Annotated in this window: 18 protein-coding genes and 5 tRNA genes; 17 read left to right on the top strand and 6 right to left on the bottom strand. The window is 58.4% G+C overall.

What is annotated here, in order from left to right; genetic code table 11:
* Window positions 1-370: 370 nt before the first annotated feature.
* Complete coding sequence (locus H8S11_RS03910) at window positions 371-886, bottom strand: putative ABC transporter permease (protein ID WP_147571080.1); 516 nt, start codon at window positions 884-886, stop codon at window positions 371-373.
* Window positions 887-1,067: 181 nt separating this feature from the next.
* Here H8S11_RS03910 and pyrB point away from each other — a divergent pair, with 181 nt between their 5' ends.
* The 7 genes from pyrB (at window position 1,068) to H8S11_RS03875 (ending at window position 4,555) form a co-directional block, all read left to right on the top strand.
* A complete protein-coding gene (pyrB, locus tag H8S11_RS03905) occupies window positions 1,068-2,129 on the top strand; it encodes an aspartate carbamoyltransferase (protein WP_186852253.1) in 1,062 nt (353 codons plus the stop codon).
* A gap of 282 nt (window positions 2,130-2,411) precedes the next feature.
* Entirely contained in the window at window positions 2,412-3,725 is a 1,314-nt protein-coding gene (locus H8S11_RS03900; protein WP_147571168.1) for a hemolysin family protein, read from the top strand.
* A 167-nt stretch (window positions 3,726-3,892) separates the two neighbouring features.
* A tRNA-Gly gene (locus tag H8S11_RS03895) sits at window positions 3,893-3,966 on the top strand.
* Between the two features lie 3 nt (window positions 3,967-3,969).
* Window positions 3,970-4,046, top strand: a tRNA-Arg gene (locus H8S11_RS03890).
* 138 nt (window positions 4,047-4,184) lie between these two features.
* Window positions 4,185-4,261: transfer RNA gene (locus tag H8S11_RS03885), tRNA-His, on the top strand.
* Between the two features lie 65 nt (window positions 4,262-4,326).
* Window positions 4,327-4,401, top strand: a tRNA-Gln gene (locus H8S11_RS03880).
* 78 nt (window positions 4,402-4,479) lie between these two features.
* A tRNA-Lys gene (locus H8S11_RS03875) sits at window positions 4,480-4,555 on the top strand.
* 294 nt (window positions 4,556-4,849) lie between these two features.
* Here H8S11_RS03875 and H8S11_RS03870 read toward each other — a convergent pair.
* Window positions 4,850-5,299 (bottom strand): DUF4175 domain-containing protein, encoded by a 450-nt coding sequence (locus tag H8S11_RS03870; RefSeq protein WP_147571078.1) that lies wholly within the window; start codon window positions 5,297-5,299, stop codon window positions 4,850-4,852.
* 18 nt (window positions 5,300-5,317) lie between these two features.
* A complete protein-coding gene (locus tag H8S11_RS03865; RefSeq protein WP_147571077.1) occupies window positions 5,318-5,755 on the bottom strand; it encodes a LytTR family DNA-binding domain-containing protein in 438 nt (145 codons plus the stop codon).
* Window positions 5,756-5,973: 218 nt separating this feature from the next.
* On the opposite strand from H8S11_RS03865, the gene H8S11_RS03860 reads away from it, so the two are divergent.
* The 5 genes from H8S11_RS03860 to H8S11_RS03840 all read left to right on the top strand — a co-directional run bounded on the left by H8S11_RS03860 (window position 5,974) and on the right by H8S11_RS03840 (window position 9,072).
* Window positions 5,974-6,765: a TatD family hydrolase gene (locus H8S11_RS03860; RefSeq protein ID WP_147571076.1), complete on the top strand. Its 792-nt coding sequence runs from the start codon at window positions 5,974-5,976 to the stop codon at window positions 6,763-6,765.
* Window positions 6,752-7,432, top strand: a complete 681-nt coding sequence (locus H8S11_RS03855; RefSeq protein WP_147571075.1) for a hypothetical protein — start codon at window positions 6,752-6,754, stop codon at window positions 7,430-7,432. The genes H8S11_RS03860 and H8S11_RS03855 overlap by 14 nt, the downstream gene beginning before the upstream one ends.
* A complete protein-coding gene (locus tag H8S11_RS03850; protein ID WP_186852252.1) occupies window positions 7,429-8,049 on the top strand; it encodes a TatD family nuclease-associated radical SAM protein in 621 nt (206 codons plus the stop codon). The genes H8S11_RS03855 and H8S11_RS03850 overlap by 4 nt, the downstream gene beginning before the upstream one ends.
* Window positions 8,050-8,332: 283 nt before the next feature.
* Window positions 8,333-8,908, top strand: a complete 576-nt coding sequence (locus H8S11_RS03845) for a DUF6652 family protein (protein WP_186852251.1) — start codon at window positions 8,333-8,335, stop codon at window positions 8,906-8,908.
* Window positions 8,909-8,910: 2 nt separating this feature from the next.
* A complete protein-coding gene (locus tag H8S11_RS03840; RefSeq protein WP_186852250.1) occupies window positions 8,911-9,072 on the top strand; it encodes a hypothetical protein in 162 nt (53 codons plus the stop codon).
* Window positions 9,073-9,121: 49 nt separating this feature from the next.
* Here the strand turns inward: H8S11_RS03840 and H8S11_RS03835 are convergent, their stop codons facing one another.
* The 3 genes from H8S11_RS03835 to H8S11_RS03825 all read right to left on the bottom strand — a co-directional run bounded on the left by H8S11_RS03835 (window position 9,122) and on the right by H8S11_RS03825 (window position 13,031).
* Window positions 9,122-10,462, bottom strand: a complete 1,341-nt coding sequence (locus H8S11_RS03835; RefSeq protein ID WP_186852249.1) for a butyryl-CoA:acetate CoA-transferase — start codon at window positions 10,460-10,462, stop codon at window positions 9,122-9,124.
* A 105-nt stretch (window positions 10,463-10,567) separates the two neighbouring features.
* A complete protein-coding gene (locus tag H8S11_RS03830) occupies window positions 10,568-12,448 on the bottom strand; it encodes a DEAD/DEAH box helicase (RefSeq protein ID WP_186852248.1) in 1,881 nt (626 codons plus the stop codon).
* Window positions 12,435-13,031: a shikimate kinase gene (locus H8S11_RS03825; RefSeq protein ID WP_186852247.1), complete on the bottom strand. Its 597-nt coding sequence runs from the start codon at window positions 13,029-13,031 to the stop codon at window positions 12,435-12,437. Before H8S11_RS03825 ends, H8S11_RS03830 begins: the two co-directional genes overlap by 14 nt.
* A gap of 196 nt (window positions 13,032-13,227) precedes the next feature.
* Between H8S11_RS03825 and H8S11_RS14060 the strand changes: the two genes are divergently transcribed.
* From H8S11_RS14060 to ptsP, 5 genes are read left to right on the top strand one after another with little or no spacing between them, the layout of a single operon-like run.
* Window positions 13,228-13,362: a hypothetical protein gene (locus H8S11_RS14060; protein WP_262669447.1), complete on the top strand. Its 135-nt coding sequence runs from the start codon at window positions 13,228-13,230 to the stop codon at window positions 13,360-13,362.
* Between the two features lie 59 nt (window positions 13,363-13,421).
* Window positions 13,422-14,753, top strand: a complete 1,332-nt coding sequence (locus H8S11_RS03820; protein WP_186852246.1) for a Na+/H+ antiporter NhaC family protein — start codon at window positions 13,422-13,424, stop codon at window positions 14,751-14,753.
* Window positions 14,750-15,679 carry a carbohydrate kinase family protein gene (locus H8S11_RS03815; RefSeq protein WP_147571068.1) on the top strand — a complete coding sequence of 310 codons (930 nt, stop codon included), beginning with the start codon at window positions 14,750-14,752 and terminating at the stop codon, window positions 15,677-15,679. Before H8S11_RS03820 ends, H8S11_RS03815 begins: the two co-directional genes overlap by 4 nt.
* Window positions 15,680-15,708: 29 nt before the next feature.
* On the top strand, window positions 15,709-15,966 hold the full coding sequence (locus H8S11_RS03810; protein ID WP_147571067.1) for an HPr family phosphocarrier protein: 258 nt from the start codon (window positions 15,709-15,711) through the stop codon (window positions 15,964-15,966).
* A 14-nt stretch (window positions 15,967-15,980) separates the two neighbouring features.
* Entirely contained in the window at window positions 15,981-17,606 is a 1,626-nt protein-coding gene (gene ptsP / locus H8S11_RS03805; RefSeq protein WP_186852245.1) for a phosphoenolpyruvate--protein phosphotransferase, read from the top strand.
* Window positions 17,607-17,780 lie beyond the last annotated feature (174 nt).

Raw genomic sequence — 17,780 nt, 5'->3', positions numbered from 1 at the left:
ATACAGAATCCATTTCCGTCTGGGTATAGTTGTTTTATTTCTATATCAGACAGGTCATGTGGTAGAGTGACTGGAAGAGTGTACAATGTACATGTACCTCCTGTAAGAAAAGGTGCAAGACCTCACTTCCCCAGTCACAATGTAGGTATTCGATATACAGACCTTTGGCAAAAAAGCATCATATTAAAGTAGTATTTTTGCTGTGATGTTGGGCGCACCTAAGGCATACATTTTTAGTATGAACTAGTATCAAGCTATCGATTTGGAAAGTATATGACTGCCTGCGGGATAGTAAAACAGCCAGTCCATTTGGACTGGTTGTTTTTTCTGTATCTGCTGGAGGCAACAAACAGTAGTACCTTCCCCGGTATCAGGATCGGCGCCACTCCAGACAGGATCGGTCATGGGTTTGAGCCAACAGTGCCAGAGAAATCAAGGAGTCCGCCCCCACCGCTGTCACGGCGGACAGACTGACCGGCCCTGGGATGGCCTGAACCAATGGTGCTAGAGCCGGATGAACCCAGTAGATCAGAGGCAGAGCTAGAACACCCCAAGCCAGAGAAAAGGGCATACATATCCTGCCGTGGATGCTGCCTGGCAATCCTCGGTAGTCCCAGAAGGAAACCTTAAGGGCTTTTTCATAAAAGAGACTGACCCCATATTCTACCGCTGTGGCCGCTAGTCCGCCCAACAGAAAGACGGCCGGAGGAAAGCCTTTGACTGGAGCCAATAGCAAAATGGCGCAGGCACCCAACCCATAGACGGGGCATAGAGGCAGCACCAACAGACATTTGCGTTCCGGATATCCCCCGGTGATCCGGGCATAGGACACCTCTAACAAAAAGCCAAAAAAGCTGTATATCAAAAAATACCAAAACCAGACCAAATGAGACCCTCCATTCACATTTGTTAGGGTGTGGAAATGGATGATTTTCATGCGGGGAAATTTTTGTGATTTATTGGTGTGCTCCTGAGTTAAAAAATAGGAAAAGTTGTTCTGCCACCTTGCGGAGCGGGGTGGTTTGTGGTAGGATAGCTGGAAGAAAAAAGATGAGGAGTGAGGGACGATGCGGCACCTGATCGATTTTGGCGACCTGTCCCGCCAGGAGTGGGATCAGCTATATGCCAGGGCCAGTCAGATCATAGACGCCCCGGAGAAGTTCATTGATGTATGTCGGGGCAAGGTGGCGGCCAATTTGTTTTACGAACCCTCTACCCGAACTAACTTTTCCTTCCAGACCGCCATGCTTCGGCTGGGTGGGACGGTATTTGGGTTCGCGGACCCCAATTCCTCCTCTGTGGCCAAGGGAGAGACACTAAAGGATACTATTAAAATGGTGTCCAGCTACGCCGACGTTATTGTCATGCGTACACCTTGGGAGGGGGCGGCCAAGGCGGCCTCCCTCTACTCCCATGTTCCGGTGGTCAACGCCGGGGACGGCGGCCATATGCATCCCACTCAGACCATGGCTGACCTGACGACCATGACCAAGCTGCTGGGCGGCGTGGATGGACTGGCTATCGGACTGTGCGGCGACTTGAAGAATGGGCGCACGGTCCACTCCCTCATCAAGGCCATGGCCAAATTTGAACATATCCGCTTTTTCCTGATCTCGCCCCGCGAGCTGGCCGTCCCCGACTATGTGCGGGCTTTCATGCTGGAAAATGAGATGAAATTTACGGAAGTCACGGGGCTGGAGGCGGTCATTCCACAACTGGATGTGCTGTATATGACCCGGATCCAGCGTGAGCGGTTTGTAGATCCCCTGGAATATGAGCGGAACAAAGGGATCTATATTCTCACGCGGCGGAAGCTGGACAGGGCCAAGGAGAAGATGCTGGTCATGCACCCCCTGCCCAGGGTGGATGAGATTACTGTGGATGTGGATGACGATTCCAGGGCGGCCTATTTTCAGCAGGCTCGGTACGGGATGTTCGCACGGATGGCCCTGTTGTCCGACCTGGCGAACCAGCCCCGGCTGGAACGGACGGAGGCGGTGGAGATCGGGACCAAGCCGGTGTGCTCCAACCCCAGGTGCATCACCCAGACACAACCGTATCTGCCGCCTCTGGTGAAAAAGAACGGTGGGGTGGATTGCTGCGCCTTCTGTGACACGGCTCTGCGCTGAACGAACGGAGCGCCTGTCAATAAAGCGTTAAGGTTGCGGGGAATGCCTTGACGTGAGAGCCGCCTTTGGATATGATAATGTTGGCCGGTGCCACAGCGGCGCCGGAAGCCTGTGTAAAAAGGAGCCCCTCGATTCTTATGGATCCTGACCGAGACGGTCCCTGTCACTTACAAATCGATAACAGATGAAAAAAGGCATAGCCTGTTTCGCTTTGCGCGGAGCGGGCCATGCCTTTTGCATATGTCAGCACAGGCGGAAGAAATCAAAGGAGGAACTGATTTGATGACCATAGCGCTCCAACTGCTGCTCCAGGTGGTACTGATCGTGATAAATGCCTTTTTTGCGGCGACAGAGATTGCCGTGATCTCTCTAAACGCCAATAAGCTGCGCAAGTTGGAGGAGGAGGGGGACAAGCTGGCCCCCAGGCTGCTAAAGATGGTGGAGGAGCCAGCCGGATTTTTGTCCACCATCCAAATCGGAATCACATTGGCTGGCTTTCTGGCCTCGGCTTTTGCCGCCGACAGCTTCTCGGAGTACTTGGTGCGTTGGTTCTGCGAGGATCTGGGTATCACGATGTTGCCCATATCGGTGGTGGATACCCTGTCTGTGATTTTCATTACCTTGATCCTATCCTACTTTACACTGGTATTCGGAGAGCTGGTACCTAAGCGGATCGCCATGCAGAAGCCTATGGAGATGGCTCGCTTTTCCTGTCGAGTGGTATCCGCCATAGCAGTGCTGGCCCGGCCTGTGATCTTTCTGCTCTCCTGTTCCACCAATGGGGTGCTGCGGCTGATTGGGGTGCCCGTGGAGGTGGAGGAGGAGCAGGTCACCGAGGATGAGATCCGCATGATGATCGACCTGGGGAATGAAAATGGCGCTATTGACGCGGAGGAAAAGGAACTGCTACATAATGTATTTGACTTTTCTGAGCAGGCTGTGGGCGATGTGATGACCCGGGCAGCAGATGTAATTACCCTGTGGGAAGACGCGGATCGGGAGGAGGTGCTGGATGTAATTCAAAGCAGTGGGCTGTCCCGCTTTCCTGTATGTGGAGAGGACGACGACGATGTGGTGGGTGTGCTCTATGCCCGGGACTTCCTGCTGGACTGGACGGGCCGGGGCGGCCATACGGTGCGGGAGCTGATGCGCCCGGCCTACCTGGTACCAGACAGCCTGTCCGCCGGCGACCTGCTGCGGGATATGCAGCGAAAGAAGATACATCTGGCTGTGGTGATGGATGAATATGGAAGTTTGGCAGGTGTTATCACGGTGGAAGACCTGCTGGAGGAGATCGTGGGCAATATTTATGATGAGTACGACCCTGCGGAGCCGCCGGAACTGGAACAGATAGGCGAAGGCCTGTGGAGAGCCAGCGGCGCGTTGAGCGTGGGGGAACTGGCCGAAACTCTGGGGATCGAGTTGTCCGGCGACCTGGACTATGACACGGTGGGTGGAATGGTACTCAGCTGCCTGCGTACCATTCCAGAGGACGGCAGCCGGCCGGCGGTTCAAGTCAACGGACTGGATATCCAGGTGGAAAAAGTGGCGGACCACCGGATCCAATCGGCTCTGGTCCGGAAAGCGGCTACATAAGGAACACGCGGGAGAGGGGCAGCCCCCCTCCCCGCGGTTTTGACCGGAATCCCTGCCGGAGAGAGAAATATTTTATGAATTGCTGTAAACAGAAGAAAAGGGATTGACAAACCGGGTCTTGGTGTGCTACAATTTCAAGGCTGACGTGGAAGGACCGCGCCTTCTATGCGGGTGTAGTTCAATGGTAGAATCCCAGCCTTCCAAGCTGGTCGCGTGGGTTCGATTCCCATCACCCGCTCCATACGCGCCTGTAGCTCAGGTGGATAGAGCAACTGCCTTCTAAGCAGTGGGTCAGGGGTTCGAGTCCCTTCAGGCGTGCCATGTCGGAGCAATTTTGTTCTGGACATTGTGGCGTAGTCCGCCCCTGTATTCTCCCCTTATCCTCTCAAGTTGGATGGTCCTCTGACAGGGCGAAGGCCCCCGGTTTTGGGAGCCAATCTGTGAACAGTCAGCGATATGGTGGGTGTAGCTCAGTTGGTTAGAGCACCGGATTGTGGTTCCGGGTGTCGAGGGTTCGAGTCCCTTTACCCACCCCAGACCAATAAGGCGTAAGGGCCGGGAGCTTCGGCTCCGGCCCTTGCCTTTTCTTCGCGGCAGATACAGGGGTGTAGCCAAGTGGTAAGGCAAGGGACTTTGACTCCCTCATTCGCTGGTTCGAGTCCAGCCATCCCTGCCAAATCTGATGGAGACATCAGCCTCTGGCGACTTCTTATGGACTTGTGCCGGAGCCAATATTTCAAAAAAGAATATATATGACCCAGTAGCTCAGTCGGTAGAGCAACTGCCTTTTAAGCCGTGGGTCCGGGGTTCGAGTCCCCGCTGGGTCACCACGTCGGAGCAAAGTTTCTCTTTGCTCCGACGCTTTTTTATGTGTGTGCAAAAAGCGTTATCCCCCCGCCCACTTGCTCATCCTCTCCAAATCGCAACCGCTTGCTCCGACTTTTTTATAATTGGAACTCACCGGCTGGACCGGTGGTGATGATTCAAAAGGTAAAATACATATGTATTGCTGCACTGGGCTGCAATTTGATTTGGAATCAAAATGGGCTTTGCTGCGTATGGCTCGGAAATGTCCGACAAAACGGCAGGACATCCCTTCAGATGTCCTGCCGTAGTTTTGCCGTCTATTCATTCTGATACTGGCGCAGCCTCTCGTTGAGCCGTTGGGTATCCCGCCGGAGAGCCACATGGTCAGCGAACCACATGGAAGCCAGACCGAACTCCAGAAAAAGAGCCAACAGCGCGGCACCCCACAGAGGAACGCCATCAAACCAGCCGCACAGGGCTGCCCCTCCTACGAATCCCAGATTGGATGCCAGTGCCCACAGGGCGGTGCGGCGTATCAGGGCCTCGCCCTCCCATACCTCTCTCCGGGGAAAGATCCAGGACTCAAGGACAGCCACCCCCATAGATACCAGCAGCATCTCCCCCAGGACCAGGATGGGGATGGATTGCCGCCCCATAAGCCATTGGGCAATACAGTCAGTGAAAACAAGGGCCGCGGTATAGACGCCCATGTGGTACTTCATGGTGACGCCCCAGCTGTAATAGTGGATAAATTCTTCTCTGAACATAGATAACACTCCTTTCTCTCACAGTCCCAGCCGCTCCCGCAGCAGGGGCGCATAGTGGCGGGAGACCACCAGCCTCTCCTCTGTTTCCAAAGTGACCTCGATCCTCCCGCCAGGCTGACTTTTCAGGGCGCGGACACGGTGAAGATTGACGATGGACGACTTGCCTGTGCGGAAAAGGCCAAGGCTTCCATACCGCCCCTCTAGCTCCGCCAAGCTAAGAGCAGTCTGATAGACTGCCGCGGAGGTATAGAGGAAGGTGTGGTCATCCACACTCTCACAGTACACTACCTCACTGGGAGAGAGGAGGGTGACCTCGCGTCGCTCATCCCACGCACACAATTTTTGCAGGCCGGAGCGGAGAATGGACAGCACCCAGAGCATCTCCTGGTCCAAGTTGGAACAGCGCAGGATGACCTCGTTTTCCTCTAAAGGGGCGTGTTCTACTGAGATCTTCAAGAGGGACCCCTCCTTTCAACGACAGCATATCAGGCTTTGCGCCAAAGGGCAAGGGGAATACCGCTGACCTGCCTTTTTTGGGGGGCAGGAGGAAGAAGGGAGGAGTCCCCCCCATACCGACGTGAATGAAGGAGAGACAGGGGGGCCATCCACTTGCATTTTTGAGGGGATGGGAGTATGATAAAAGACACGCTTGATGAAGAAGAGAGGGGTAGCCTATGGCGGTATTCGACACCCACGCCCACTATGACTCCGGGGCCTTCAACGCCGACCGGCTGGAGGTGCTGGCCTCCATGCCGGGATGCGGGGTGGAGCTGATTTTAAATCCCGGCTGTGATTTGGAGAGCTCAAAGACGGCCCTGGAGCTGGCAGACCGCTTTCCCTATGTCTACGCGGCAGTAGGGGTCCACCCCTCCGACTGTGGAGACTGGGAAGACGGGGCTCTACTGGAGCTGCGGGCGTTGGCCGCCCACCCGAAGGTCCGGGCCATTGGAGAGATCGGACTGGACTACTACTGGAAGGATAACCCGCCTCGGGCCTTACAGCAGAATGTCTTTCGCCGCCAGCTGGAGCTGGCCCAGTCCCTCCATCTGCCCGTTATCGTCCATGACCGGGAAGCCCATCAGGACTGCCTGACCATTGTCCGGGAGTATCCCCAGGTTACCGGGGTGTACCACTGTTATTCCGGCAGTCTGGAGGACGCCAAGGTGCTGGTCAAGCTGGGATGGATGCTGTCCTTCACCGGCGTCATTACCTACAAAAACGCCAGGAAGGCCCTGGAGGTCATCGACTGGCTGCCCATGGACCGGATTATGATTGAGACTGACTCCCCCTACCTGACGCCGGAACCCTTCCGGGGAAAGCGGAACGACTCCAGCCATGTTCATCTGGTGGCGGAAGCCATCGCCCGGGTGAAGGGGCTGACTCCGGATGAGGTGGCCCGTATCACCCTGGAGAACGGGAAACGGTTTTTTGGCATCGAAGGGGGAGAGCCTAATGAGGCGCCGTAGTATCTGGTACTGGCGCTGGGACTTACTGCTGACTGTGCTGCTGTCGGCTGGGATCGCCTTTGGAGCGCAATACCTGTACGAACAGACACTGGAGGAGGGGTACCAGGCGTATTTGGAGAAGAACGCCGCGGAAGAAGGCTCAGTCGGTGCGGTGGCCAGTGAAGATATCCCTCTGGCTGAGACCTTGGCTGATATGGAGAACAACGAGTATTTTACGATGGAGATGGACTCCATTACTCTGAATAGCAACAGCCCCGGCGGCTATATCGACGGACTATTCTGGCATATTTTCCAGTTGGAAGACGGCACACGGATCGCCGCCAAAGTCAACTCGGACAGCGTGGTATACCGGGAGGAGGGGGAGACCCCTATGACAGCCAGCTATGCCCGCCTGCCCATCGGCACTCTGGCGCGGGAGTCCCTGACGGACGACCAGCTGGAGGAGCTGAACAAGTACCATGGAGTTACCGTGGATACCTGCTATATTGACATGGAGGGGGGCCACGCCACGGCTAGCCAGGAGGATTATGTGGAATACCACGGCCTGTTGGCCTGGGCCGCGGCCTTCGCGGCTGCCTGGATCATCATTCGGTTTGTGGGGGTGCGCACAGGTGTCTTTCCACCTATGCTGCCCAAGAAGAAAAAGGAGAGGACGGATCTACCATGACCATTACCTATGAATATGAGGACGCGCTGTATGTGAACCTGACCAACAAATGCAACTGCAACTGCGAATTCTGCCTGCGCCACGGCAGGGCGCAGGGGTCCATCTATACCGAGGACTCCCTGTGGCTGGAGCGGGAGCCTACCCGCCAGGAGGCTCTGGACAGCTTTTTGAGCCGGGATGTGTGCTCCTACCGGGAGATCGTATTCTGTGGCTATGGCGAGCCCACCTACCGCCTGGATGATATCTTGTGGCTGGTGGACGAACTGAAGGGGCGTTTCGGGGATAAGCTGCCCCCAGTGCGTATCAACACCAATGGACACGCCAATCTGATTCTGGGCCGGGATGTGTGCCCAGAGCTAAAGGGACGCATCGATACCCTGTCTATCTCTCTCAACTCGGACAACGCGGCGGACTACACCGCCCTGTGCCACCCCGTTCAGGGGGAGGCGGCCTATCAGGCCATGCTGGATTTTGCCGGAGAGGCCAAGCACTATGTGCCCCATGTAGTGCTGACTATCGTGGACAAGGACAAGACGCAAGAGGAGATCCAGAACTGCCGGGACATCGCTGACCGGTTGGGAGTGAAGCTGCGTATCCGCAGCTTTATCGACTCCTGAACGGAGAACACCGGCGCAGCCAATAAGAAAAGGGGGCGCCCCCGTAGGCACCCCCAAGTTGAATTTACGCGGTGAGAGCCAGCTCCTCTCTGGCCTCCCGCTCGTTATCGGCAGAGAAGCAGAACCGCCCTGCCCAGTCGTAGACCTCCACATGTCCCCGTACCCAAACGATGCTGTAATCCATAATGTTCTGCTCCTTTCTTGTCTGATCGACAACCTAAGTATAGGAAAAGAGCAGTCCCATAAAACGGACTTTTTACAGGGCGTTGAGGAGTGAGTAGACATGATCATCATAAGCGCTCTTTATTTAGTCAGCCTCTATGGGACCCAGGCCGTTTTACTGGGACCCATTCTGCTGTCGGACGGGAGTGGAGACCTGGATATCCCATGGGGACTGCTGCCGCCGGCGGTGATCGCCAACCTGATTCTTGCCGTGGTAGCCATCATCTTTCTGATCAAGCGGGTGAGGCGAGTCCAGGCAGACCTTTCCGCCCGGAGAAGGCTGAATCACTTGGCCTTGGCCATGAAGCTGCTGACCATCCCCTTTTTTATCACGCACCTGCAGATTTGGTCAATGGTGTTAGCCGCCTTTCTCGTGATTCCAGGTCTGCAGATCTTGCTGCCCTCCGGATTTCTTGGCGTAGCCTTTGCCTATTCCGTGGTGCTGGTCACCTCGGCCTACTCCATCAGCGGGCTGTATGTGCAGTACCGGCTGGGCAACCTGACGGGGAAAAAGTTTGCCCGAAATGTGATTTTTCAGCTGATCTTTGTGCTGGATGTAATCAGTTATCTCGTATTTTATTTCCAGATCCGCCGGTCCTGTAAGGAGCAGACGGGAAGTGAGAAAGGAGAGAGCTGAAATTGGACCCGATTTTTTACACAGTTCAGAGAGTCAACGGAGATTACGCCGACCTGCTGTCTGATGGGGGGCGGGAGCACTCTATTACCATGTTCCTGCTGCCGGAGGGGACCACGGTGGGCAGCCGGTTGAAGTGGGAGGACTTTCAGTGGGAGCTGATTTGAAAAATCCCTGTGCCTTTTGGACACAGGGATTTTTTTATTAGCAAGCTTTTTACTTGTTGCTGCGCCGCCAGATGCCCATTTTCTCCGCGTCCTTGATGAGCTGTTCACGGAAATCAGGGTGGGCGATGGAGATGGCTGCCTCAGCGCGCTGCCAAGTGGACAGGCCCTTCATACATACCATTCCGTACTCAGTCACGATGTAGTGGGTGCAGGACCGGGGGTCGGTGCAGATGGAGCCGGGAGTCAGAGTGGGGACGATGCGGCTCTTGACCGTGCCATCCTTGCCGGTGACGGTGGAGGACATACAGATGAAGCTCTTGCCTCCCTTGGACAGGTAAGCGCCCATGGCGAAGTCCAACTGTCCGCCAGTGCCGGAGATGTGCTTGATGCCGGCAGACTCAGCGTTGACCTGGCCGAACAGGTCCATGTCAATGGCGTTGTTGATGGAGATGAAATTGTCGATCTGGGCCATGACATGGACGTCGTTGGTATAGTCCACAGGGGCAGCCATCACGTCGGGATTGCGGTCCACGTAGTCATACAGCTTCTGGGTGCCAGCCGCAAAGGCAAAGACCTGGCGGCCTTTATCCAGCGCCTTGTGCCGTCCGGTGATCTTGCCGGCGGCGGCCATGTCCACGAAGGCGTCCACATACATCTCGGTATGGACAGACAGATCCTTTAGATCGGACTGAGCGATCATGGCGCCGATAGCGTTGGGCATACCACCGATGCCAAGCTGCAGGCAGGCACCGTTGGGAATCTGGGGCACCACCAGGTTGGCCACCGCTTTGTCCACCTCAGTAGCAGGGCCGCCGGCGCTAAGCTGGGCGATGGGGGGATTATCTCCTTCCACCACATATGTCACGTCCTGAATGTTGATTTCTGTACCAGTCAGGCCATAGACCCAGGGAAGATTTTGATTGACCTCTACGATGACGCGCTTCGCCCGGGCCAGCATATCCGCCAGGTGGGAGCAGGCCAGACCAAAATTAAAGTTGCCATGCTTATCCATGGGGGTGACCTGGAGCATTACCACATCTACGGGATCCAGGTGTTCCCGGTAGAACCGGGGCAACTCGGAGTAGCGCATGGGGCTGAAATAACCCATTCCCTTGGCGATGATCTTCCGGTCGATTCCGCTACAGTGCCAGGAGTGCCAGGCGAAGTGCTCCCCGGCGTCCTCGGCCTTGGCGATCTCGGGCATCCACATGGTGACGCCGCCCCGGACCTTGACATCGGTTAGCTCATTCTGCCGGGCGGCCAGGGCCTTGTCCAAGGCAATGGGGTGGTTGGTACACCAGGTGTAATCTACCCAGTCACCGGACTTGACCACCTTGACCGCCTCGTCGGCGGTGGTCAGCTTCTGCTGATAGAGGGCCTGATAATCCATACTGTTTTCCTCCATATTCTGTATATTAAATAGTATTTTGTAAGACAAATTGACTGGGAGCGGACATAGAAGCGGGAGAGAGCCCCTCTGCTCCGTCCACCGGGATCATCTGCCAATATCCAAGTAATAGGGCTTCATCAGGCTATGCTGCTCGGTGGAGTCCTTAGGCTGACCATTCCGGCGGGGTTCCGGTGGCTGGGAATGGCGCCTGTCGGGGCGGGAGGTCCGCTTCTTGCCGCCGGACTTCTTTTCCAACGTGGCCTTGGGCGCAGCCCCCCTGGACTCGGACTGCTGCCCGGCGCGGGACTTGGCCTTCTGCCGGTGCGCCTGACCGGGCTGGGGGGCCGGCTGGCCCTCTCTGCTGCTATGTCCCTTGCCGGCACGGCTCTCCTTTCGGTCACTCCCGCCGCGAGAGGGAACCAGGGGGGAGCGCCGGGGCGCCAGAAGCCGGGCGGTGGCGTCCATGATGACATCGCTGTCCAGAGGGTTGGGCCGGTGGAAATCGGTGCGTGGCATGGCGTCGCCGGTGTCCATCAGCGTGCCGGGACGTACTCCTCGCTTGGGTGGTTCGGAGCGGCGGATGGGACTCTCGTAATCCTGGAGGGCGGCGGGTGCGGTGTCGGGGGGCACCCCTTCAGACTGACTGGCCTTTTTCTTCCGGCGGCGGGAGCGGGAACGCTTTTCCTCCTGCTCTCCTGCCTCCTGGCCCTTCTGCTGGGCCTGGGCCGCCTTGCGCTGGAGGGTCTCCTTCTGGCTCTGGTCCCGCATCCGGCGCAGCTCTTTGGCAGCGGCCCGGGCCTCGGCGTCCTCAGCGTTGATGGGCTTGCCGTTTTTGTCCCGCTTGGGGGCCTCAAACACCTCCATAGGCCAGGGATGGTCCTCCACCACAGGTACCTTTCGTCCCATAAGCTTCTCAATATCATTCAACAGGGGTTTTTCCGAGAAATCGCACAGGGCCACGGCCACGCCCTCCCGGCCCGCTCGGCCGGTGCGGCCGATGCGGTGGACATAGGTTTCCGGGACTTCGGGCAGATTGTAGTTAAAGACGTGGGACAACTCCTCGATGTCCAGCCCACGGGCGGCGATATCAGTGGCCACCAGGCATTGGATCCGGCCAGCCTTAAAGTCAGACAGGGCCTGCTGCCGGGCGGTCTGGCTCTTATTGCCGTGGATGGCGGCGGCGGGGATCCCCGCTTTGACCAAGTCCCGGGCCACCTTGTTGGCCCCATGCTTGGTCCGGGTAAAGACCAGCGCGTTCTTCACCTTCAACTGTTCCACCAGAAGCGCCAGAAGCTGGGTCTTATTGCCCCGGTCTACGAAGTATACGGTCTGGTGGATGGCATCCACCGGGGAGGATACCGGATCTACCGCGACCTTGACTGGATCCTTCAGAAGAGAGTTTACCAGCTCGGTAATCTCCGGGGGCATGGTAGCAGAGAAAAAGAGCGTCTGCTTCTTTTGGGGCAGCCACTTGAGTATTTTTTTCACGTCGTGGATAAAGCCCATATCCAGCATCCGGTCGGCTTCGTCCAGGACAAAAATTTCCAGATGATTGGCGGAGATCAGCCCCTGGTCGTGGAGATCAATGAGCCGACCCGGAGTGGCTACCAGGATATCCACCCCCCGCTTCAGCGCCTCGGCCTGGGGGGCTTGACCCACGCCGCCGAAAATGACGGTGTGGCGCAGCTTCAGATACTTGCCGTAGGCCGCAAAGCTCTCTCCGATCTGGATGGCCAGCTCGCGGGTAGGGGTGAGGATCAGGGCACGGATCGGACGGCCGGCGGCGGGAGAGGCGGCCAGCCGCTGGAGAATGGGGGCGGCAAAGGCGCAGGTTTTGCCCGTGCCAGTCTGGGCACAGCCCAGTACGTCCCGGCCCTTCAAGGCAGGGGGAATGGCCTTCTCCTGGATGGGAGAGGGCTTGGCATAGCCCTGCTCCTCCAGGGCACGCAGGATGGGGGCGTTGAGCCCCAAATCACGAAATGTCATTGGATCCTTCCTTTTCTGATTCAGAACGGAGCCGGATCGCTGCCGTCTGGCCCACATTGACCCCGTGGGCTGGGGCAGAGAGGTCCTGGGACAGACAGTCCAGAACCGCACCCGTAGTCTGGGCAAGAGTCTGACCAGGCAGGCAATCGACGATGAGATCGGCATATTTTTCATAAAGGGGGCCTCGATAGGCCATTAAATCCGCCAGGCCCTGTCCCGGAGCCATGGCAATGCCCCGAGTGGCCAGATCCTGGATGCGGCGGTCCAGCTCCTCCAGAGGGACGCGGAGATAGATGACCCGGCCCAGTTCCTTCAAATACAGCGCGCCTTTTTCCCGGCATACCGCGCTTCCCCCTGGGGCAATGACCGCGTTCTGACACTGGAGGGAGAGAACAGCTTCCTCCTCCGCGTCCAGAAAAGCCTCGGCCCCCTGAGTATCCAGGATCTCTTGAAGAAGGGCGCCCTCCCGCCGCTGGATGACCAGATTTACATCGACAAAGCTCAACCCCAGGGCCTTGGCCAGCAGAACCCCCACAGTGCTTTTGCCAGAACCAGGCATACCGATGAGTACGAGGTTGTCCAAAAAGATTCCGCCTTTCCCTATTATAATATGCTCCAGTATGCCAAGGGCATAGGAACGATTCCAGGGAGAGGGAGGCGCACAACAAAATGGTCGGACAGCGGCCCGGCCCCGAAAAATAGTATTGTCCCATATGCTCTGAGAATTTATTATACCATACCTTTTTTGGAAAAGAAAGGGGGGACAGGACGAAAAGGAAATGGTGGGCCATGCTGAAAAACCGGATGACACTGGAGCGAAAAAATGCTATAATGGCGGCAAACAGGAGGGACACAACGGGACTGACAGCCCTGAGGAGGGGACCGAGCGGACCGACGGCATGGCACGATTGTAGTATTGCGGGATGAAAAAGTGTCCCATCTCGGGCGGAGAGGGATAAAAGGGGAGAAAAAAGTGGATCTTTTTGCGGCGTTTGGGGTGTTCCTGGCTTGTGTGGCCTGCTGTATGGTCATGGGGCTGCCCCAGTTTTTGGCCCTGCTGGTGGGGCTGGTGTGCTTTTTCCTGGTCGGGCTGCACCGGGGACACCGGGCGGCTGACCTGGTCCAAATGACCCTGACGGGAATGAAGACCTCAGTAAAGGTGCTGCGTATCCTGGTCCTGATCGGGCTGCTCACCGCCCTGTGGCGGGCGGGGGGGACGGTGGCCTTCTTCGTCTGGGGAGGCGCACAACTCATCACACCCAGGACCTTCATCCTGGTGGCCTTTTTGCTGCCAGCCCTGTTCAGCTTGGCCTTTGGCAGTTCCTTCGGTGTAGTGGGCACCGCGGGAGTGATCCTGATGGCCATCGCCCGCAGCGGCGGGGCCGATCTAACCGTCACCGCCGGGGCTATCATATCCGGGATCTATGTGGGAGAGCGGCTGTCCCCCGCTTCCTCCTCCGCGGCGCTGACAGCGGCGGTGTCAGGGGCGGAGCAGAGGGCCTTTCAGCACGAGATGTGGCGCGCTACCCCTCTGCCCATGGCTTTGTCGCTGGCTGTCTATGGTGTCCTATCCATCCTGTGTCCCATCCGGCAGGTAGACAGCCACATCATCGAGGCGTTAGAGAGCGGCTTTCAGTTGAGCTGGGTGACACTTCTTCCAGCCGCCGCCGTGCTCCTTCTGCCCTGGCTCAAAATAAGTGCGTTCCTGTCCATCGCTGTCAGCTGTGTCCTGGCCGCCATCTGCGCCCTGTTCGTCCAAGGGATGGATCTGGGTGAACTGCTGCTGGCCTGTCTGGTGGGCTACCAGACAGCTCAACCGGGTCTGGCGGACATTATGGCCGGCGGAGGCCTGAGTTCCATGATCAACGTCGTGCTGACTGTGGTCCTGTCCTGCGCCTATTCTGGTATCTTCAACGGGACCGGGCTGCTGGATCCGGTGACTGACCGGGTGGGGCATCTGGTAGACCGGGTAGGTCTGTTCCCCGTCCACATCCTGCTGTCCTTTGGCTGCTGCGGCCTGTTCTGTAACCAGGCTGTGGGCATTGTGATGGGGGCCCAACTGATGGAGGGGGAGTACCGTCGGCGGGGCCTGGATTCCATGGAACTGGCGGTCAATCTCGGAAATTCTGTGCTTAATCTAGCCGGTCTGGTGCCCTGGGCCATCTCCGCCAGCGTCCCGCTGACCACCCTTGGGGTGGGAGCGTCAGCGCTGCCCCTGGCGGTCTACCTCTATCTGGTGTCCCTGTGCTGGTGGGCTTGCCTGGTCTGGAAGGAAAAGAAGAGAAAGAAGGCGGCGGCATTATGAGAGATATCATAAGCGTTGGAGAGGTCCTCATCGACCTGACCCAGACGGGAACAACAGATCAGGGAATCCCAGCCTTTGCCGCCAATCCAGGAGGAGCCCCCGCCAATGTGGCGGTAGCGGCGGCGCGGCTGGGGGCGGAGACCGCCTTTTTTGGAAAAGTGGGCCGGGACAGCTTTGGCGCCTACCTGCGCCGGGTGCTGGAGGAAAATGGCGTGGACTGCTCCGGCCTGCGGACGGGCAGCCAGCCCACCACCCTGGCTGTGGTGTCGGTAGACTCGCGGGGAGAGCGGGACTTTCAGTTCATCCGGGGGGCCGACTGCACTTTAAGCCCGGAGGAGGTGGATGAGGAGGCTCTGGGCCGCACCAAATTTCTCCATTTTGGCTCGGTGAGCCTGACGGCGGGACTGGAGCGAAACGCTACCATTTTCGCTGCCCGCCACGCCCACCGAGCGGGCGTCCTGGTCAGCTATGACCCCAACTATCGGGCGCCCCTGTGGAAGAATCCAGAGGAGGCCGCCCAGTGGATGGCCATACCTCTGCCCCTGGTGGATGTGATCAAGCTGTCAGAGGAGGAGCTCCCCCTCCTCACCGGCACGCGGGACCCAGAGGAGGGCAGCCGCCTGTTGGAAGAGCGGGGCATTTCCCTGATCTTGGTCACGCTGGGGGAGCGGGGGGCCTTCTGCCGCTGGCGGGGAGAGAGCTTTTCTGTCCCCGGTGCCTCGGTCCAGGTCGCTGACACCAACGGAGCCGGAGATACCTTCCTGGGGGCTGTGCTGGCCCGGCTGTGCAGCCGGGGAAGGGAGCCGATGGCGGGGCTGACGGCAGAGGAGCTGCGGGACATTCTGACCTATGCCAACCGAGCGGCTGCCATCACCTGCTCCAGAAGCGGAGCGATCCCGGCTATGCCCAGGGCGGAGGAACTGTGAGTCTTGAGGGAAAAGGAGATGGTGACCAGGTGAAGCAGTTTCCGTACACGGTAAAGGACCCGCTGGGCCTCCATGCCCGGCCTGCCGGCCTATTGGTCCAGACAGCCAGAGGCCTGGACAGCACGGTTGCCATAATCAAAGGAGGGACAGCGGTGGAGGCTACCCGGATCATCGCCTTGATGACATTGGGCGTGCGCCAGGGGGATCAGATCACCGTGACCGTCCAAGGGGGAGATGAGGAGAGGTCCATAGCGGTCCTGGAGCGTTTTTTCCGGGAGAACCTGTAAAGGAGGCTGGTTTCATGGAGGCGATCAGGGGGACATGGAGCATCGGCGGAATTGCATTAGGTCCCATCCGCATCTGTCCCCGAATGGGCCGAACTGATACAGCCGGGCCGACATTGTCCCCGGAGGAGGAGCTGAACCGCTTTGAGGCCGCCCGGCGCGGCGCCATGGACCAGATGGAGGACCTCTATGGACGGGCCTTGGACCAGGCGGGGATGGAGGCGGCTGCCATTTTCCGCATCCACCAGATGCTGCTGGAGGACCCGGATTACCAGGAGGCGGTGCACACCTCCATTCGCCGGGGAGAGGGAGCTTGCCAAGCGGTTCAGAGGGCGGGAGCGCGGTTCACCGCCCTCTTTTCCGCTATGGAGGACGAGTATATGCAGGCCAGGGCCGACGACATGAGGGACATTACGCGCCGGGTGGCGGACCTGCTTACCGGAGTCCGGGAGGAGGACTTGCTGGGCGGGGAGCCGTCCATTCTGGCGGCAGAGGAATTGTCCCCCAGCCAGTTGATCGGACTGGAGCGGGACAAGCTGTTGGGGCTGGTTACCCGAGATGTGGGGGCCAGCAGCCATACCGCGATCCTGGCCCGGGCCATGGGCGTCCCGGCTGTGATGGGGGTAGAAATCCAGGAGGACTGGCAGGGAAGAACAGCCATGCTGGATGGAGACCGGGGCTGGCTGTACCTTGACCCCACAGAGCAGATAGTGGAGGAGGGGGAGCAGATGGCCCGTAAGGGCAGGGAGGAGCGGCTGCGGTTAAACCAGTGGAGAGACCGGGATACAGTTACTTTGGATGGCCGGGAGATGCCGTTGCTGGCCAATATTGGCAGCGGCGCTGAGGGGGAGCTGGCCCGGCAGAAGGGCGCCCAGGGCGTGGGGCTGTTCCGAAGTGAGTTCCTCTTCCTGGACCGGGATACCTGTCCGGATGAGGAGGAACAGTTTGCCGCCTATTCCCAGGTGGTGCGGGCGATGGCTGGCCGGCCGGTGGTCATCCGGACCTTGGATGTGGGGGGAGACAAACAGGCCCCCTGTCTGGGGCGTGAGGGGGACAGCTCCCCCTTGGGATGCCGGGGTATCCGGCTGTCCCTAGCCCGTCCCGACCTGTTTCGCCCACAGCTCCGGGCTATTCTCCGGTCTGGTGCTCTGGGACCAGTTTCCCTGATGCTGCCCATGGTGACAGCCCCGTGGGAGGTCCGGAAGGCAAGGGAGATCCTGGAGGAGTGCCGAAGTGAGTTGCAGAGCCAGGGCCGGGAGCCGGGAGAAGTGAGAGTGGGGATCATGGTGGAAACGCCTGCCGCCGTTGTGCTGGCGGATGAGCTGGCCTTAGAGGCGGACTTTTTTTCCCTGGGGACAAACGATCTGACCCAGTATACTCTGGCGGCAGATCGATGCCGCGCCGGCGGCGCTTACGATCCCCGGCACCCAGCCGTTTTGCGGATGATCCGCCACACCGTGGAGGCGGGACACCGGCACGGGCTCCGGGTGTCGATCTGTGGAGATCTGGGGGCAGATCCTGATTTGACGGAGACCTTCCTCCGGATGGGGGTGGACAGCTTGTCCATATCCCCAGAGTTCATTCTGCCCTTAAGAGAATTGATTAGCGGTCTGGATTTATCCGAAGACCGTCCAGCGGAGTGACAGACTAAGGAGCCGCGCGGTGTACAGCCGTGCGGCTCTTTTGATAAGATCCGGAAAAACGCCCATACTATCCTCTTGACAAAGCTGAGATGTCAGGGTATGATATATACACCCCACCCAGGGGGGGTATAAATAAGCGAGCGATACCTTCGAAAGCGATATCTTTGAGCGGGA

This window comes from Flintibacter hominis (assembly GCF_014287965.1).
Lineage (GTDB): Bacteria > Bacillota > Clostridia > Oscillospirales > Oscillospiraceae > Lawsonibacter > Lawsonibacter aceti.
This window is presented reverse-complemented; position numbering and strand designations above follow the sequence as displayed.

What these genes read in the sequence shown, in the direction of transcription:
- pyrB (WP_186852253.1), top strand. Translation starts at nt 1,068, where the DNA reads ATGCGGCACCTGATCGATTTTGGCGACCTGTCCCGCCAGGAGTGGGAT.
- H8S11_RS03900 (WP_147571168.1), top strand. Translation starts at nt 2,412, where the DNA reads ATGACCATAGCGCTCCAACTGCTGCTCCAGGTGGTACTGATCGTGATA.
- H8S11_RS03870 (WP_147571078.1), bottom strand. Translation starts at nt 5,299, where the DNA reads ATGTTCAGAGAAGAATTTATCCACTATTACAGCTGGGGCGTCACCATG.
- H8S11_RS03860 (WP_147571076.1), top strand. Translation starts at nt 5,974, where the DNA reads ATGGCGGTATTCGACACCCACGCCCACTATGACTCCGGGGCCTTCAAC.
- H8S11_RS03855 (WP_147571075.1), top strand. Translation starts at nt 6,752, where the DNA reads ATGAGGCGCCGTAGTATCTGGTACTGGCGCTGGGACTTACTGCTGACT.
- H8S11_RS03850 (WP_186852252.1), top strand. Translation starts at nt 7,429, where the DNA reads ATGACCATTACCTATGAATATGAGGACGCGCTGTATGTGAACCTGACC.
- H8S11_RS03845 (WP_186852251.1), top strand. Translation starts at nt 8,333, where the DNA reads ATGATCATCATAAGCGCTCTTTATTTAGTCAGCCTCTATGGGACCCAG.
- H8S11_RS03835 (WP_186852249.1), bottom strand. Translation starts at nt 10,462, where the DNA reads ATGGATTATCAGGCCCTCTATCAGCAGAAGCTGACCACCGCCGACGAG.
- H8S11_RS03830 (WP_186852248.1), bottom strand. Translation starts at nt 12,448, where the DNA reads ATGACATTTCGTGATTTGGGGCTCAACGCCCCCATCCTGCGTGCCCTG.
- H8S11_RS14060 (WP_262669447.1), top strand. Translation starts at nt 13,228, where the DNA reads ATGGTGGGCCATGCTGAAAAACCGGATGACACTGGAGCGAAAAAATGC.
- H8S11_RS03815 (WP_147571068.1), top strand. Translation starts at nt 14,750, where the DNA reads ATGAGAGATATCATAAGCGTTGGAGAGGTCCTCATCGACCTGACCCAG.
- ptsP (WP_186852245.1), top strand. Translation starts at nt 15,981, where the DNA reads ATGGAGGCGATCAGGGGGACATGGAGCATCGGCGGAATTGCATTAGGT.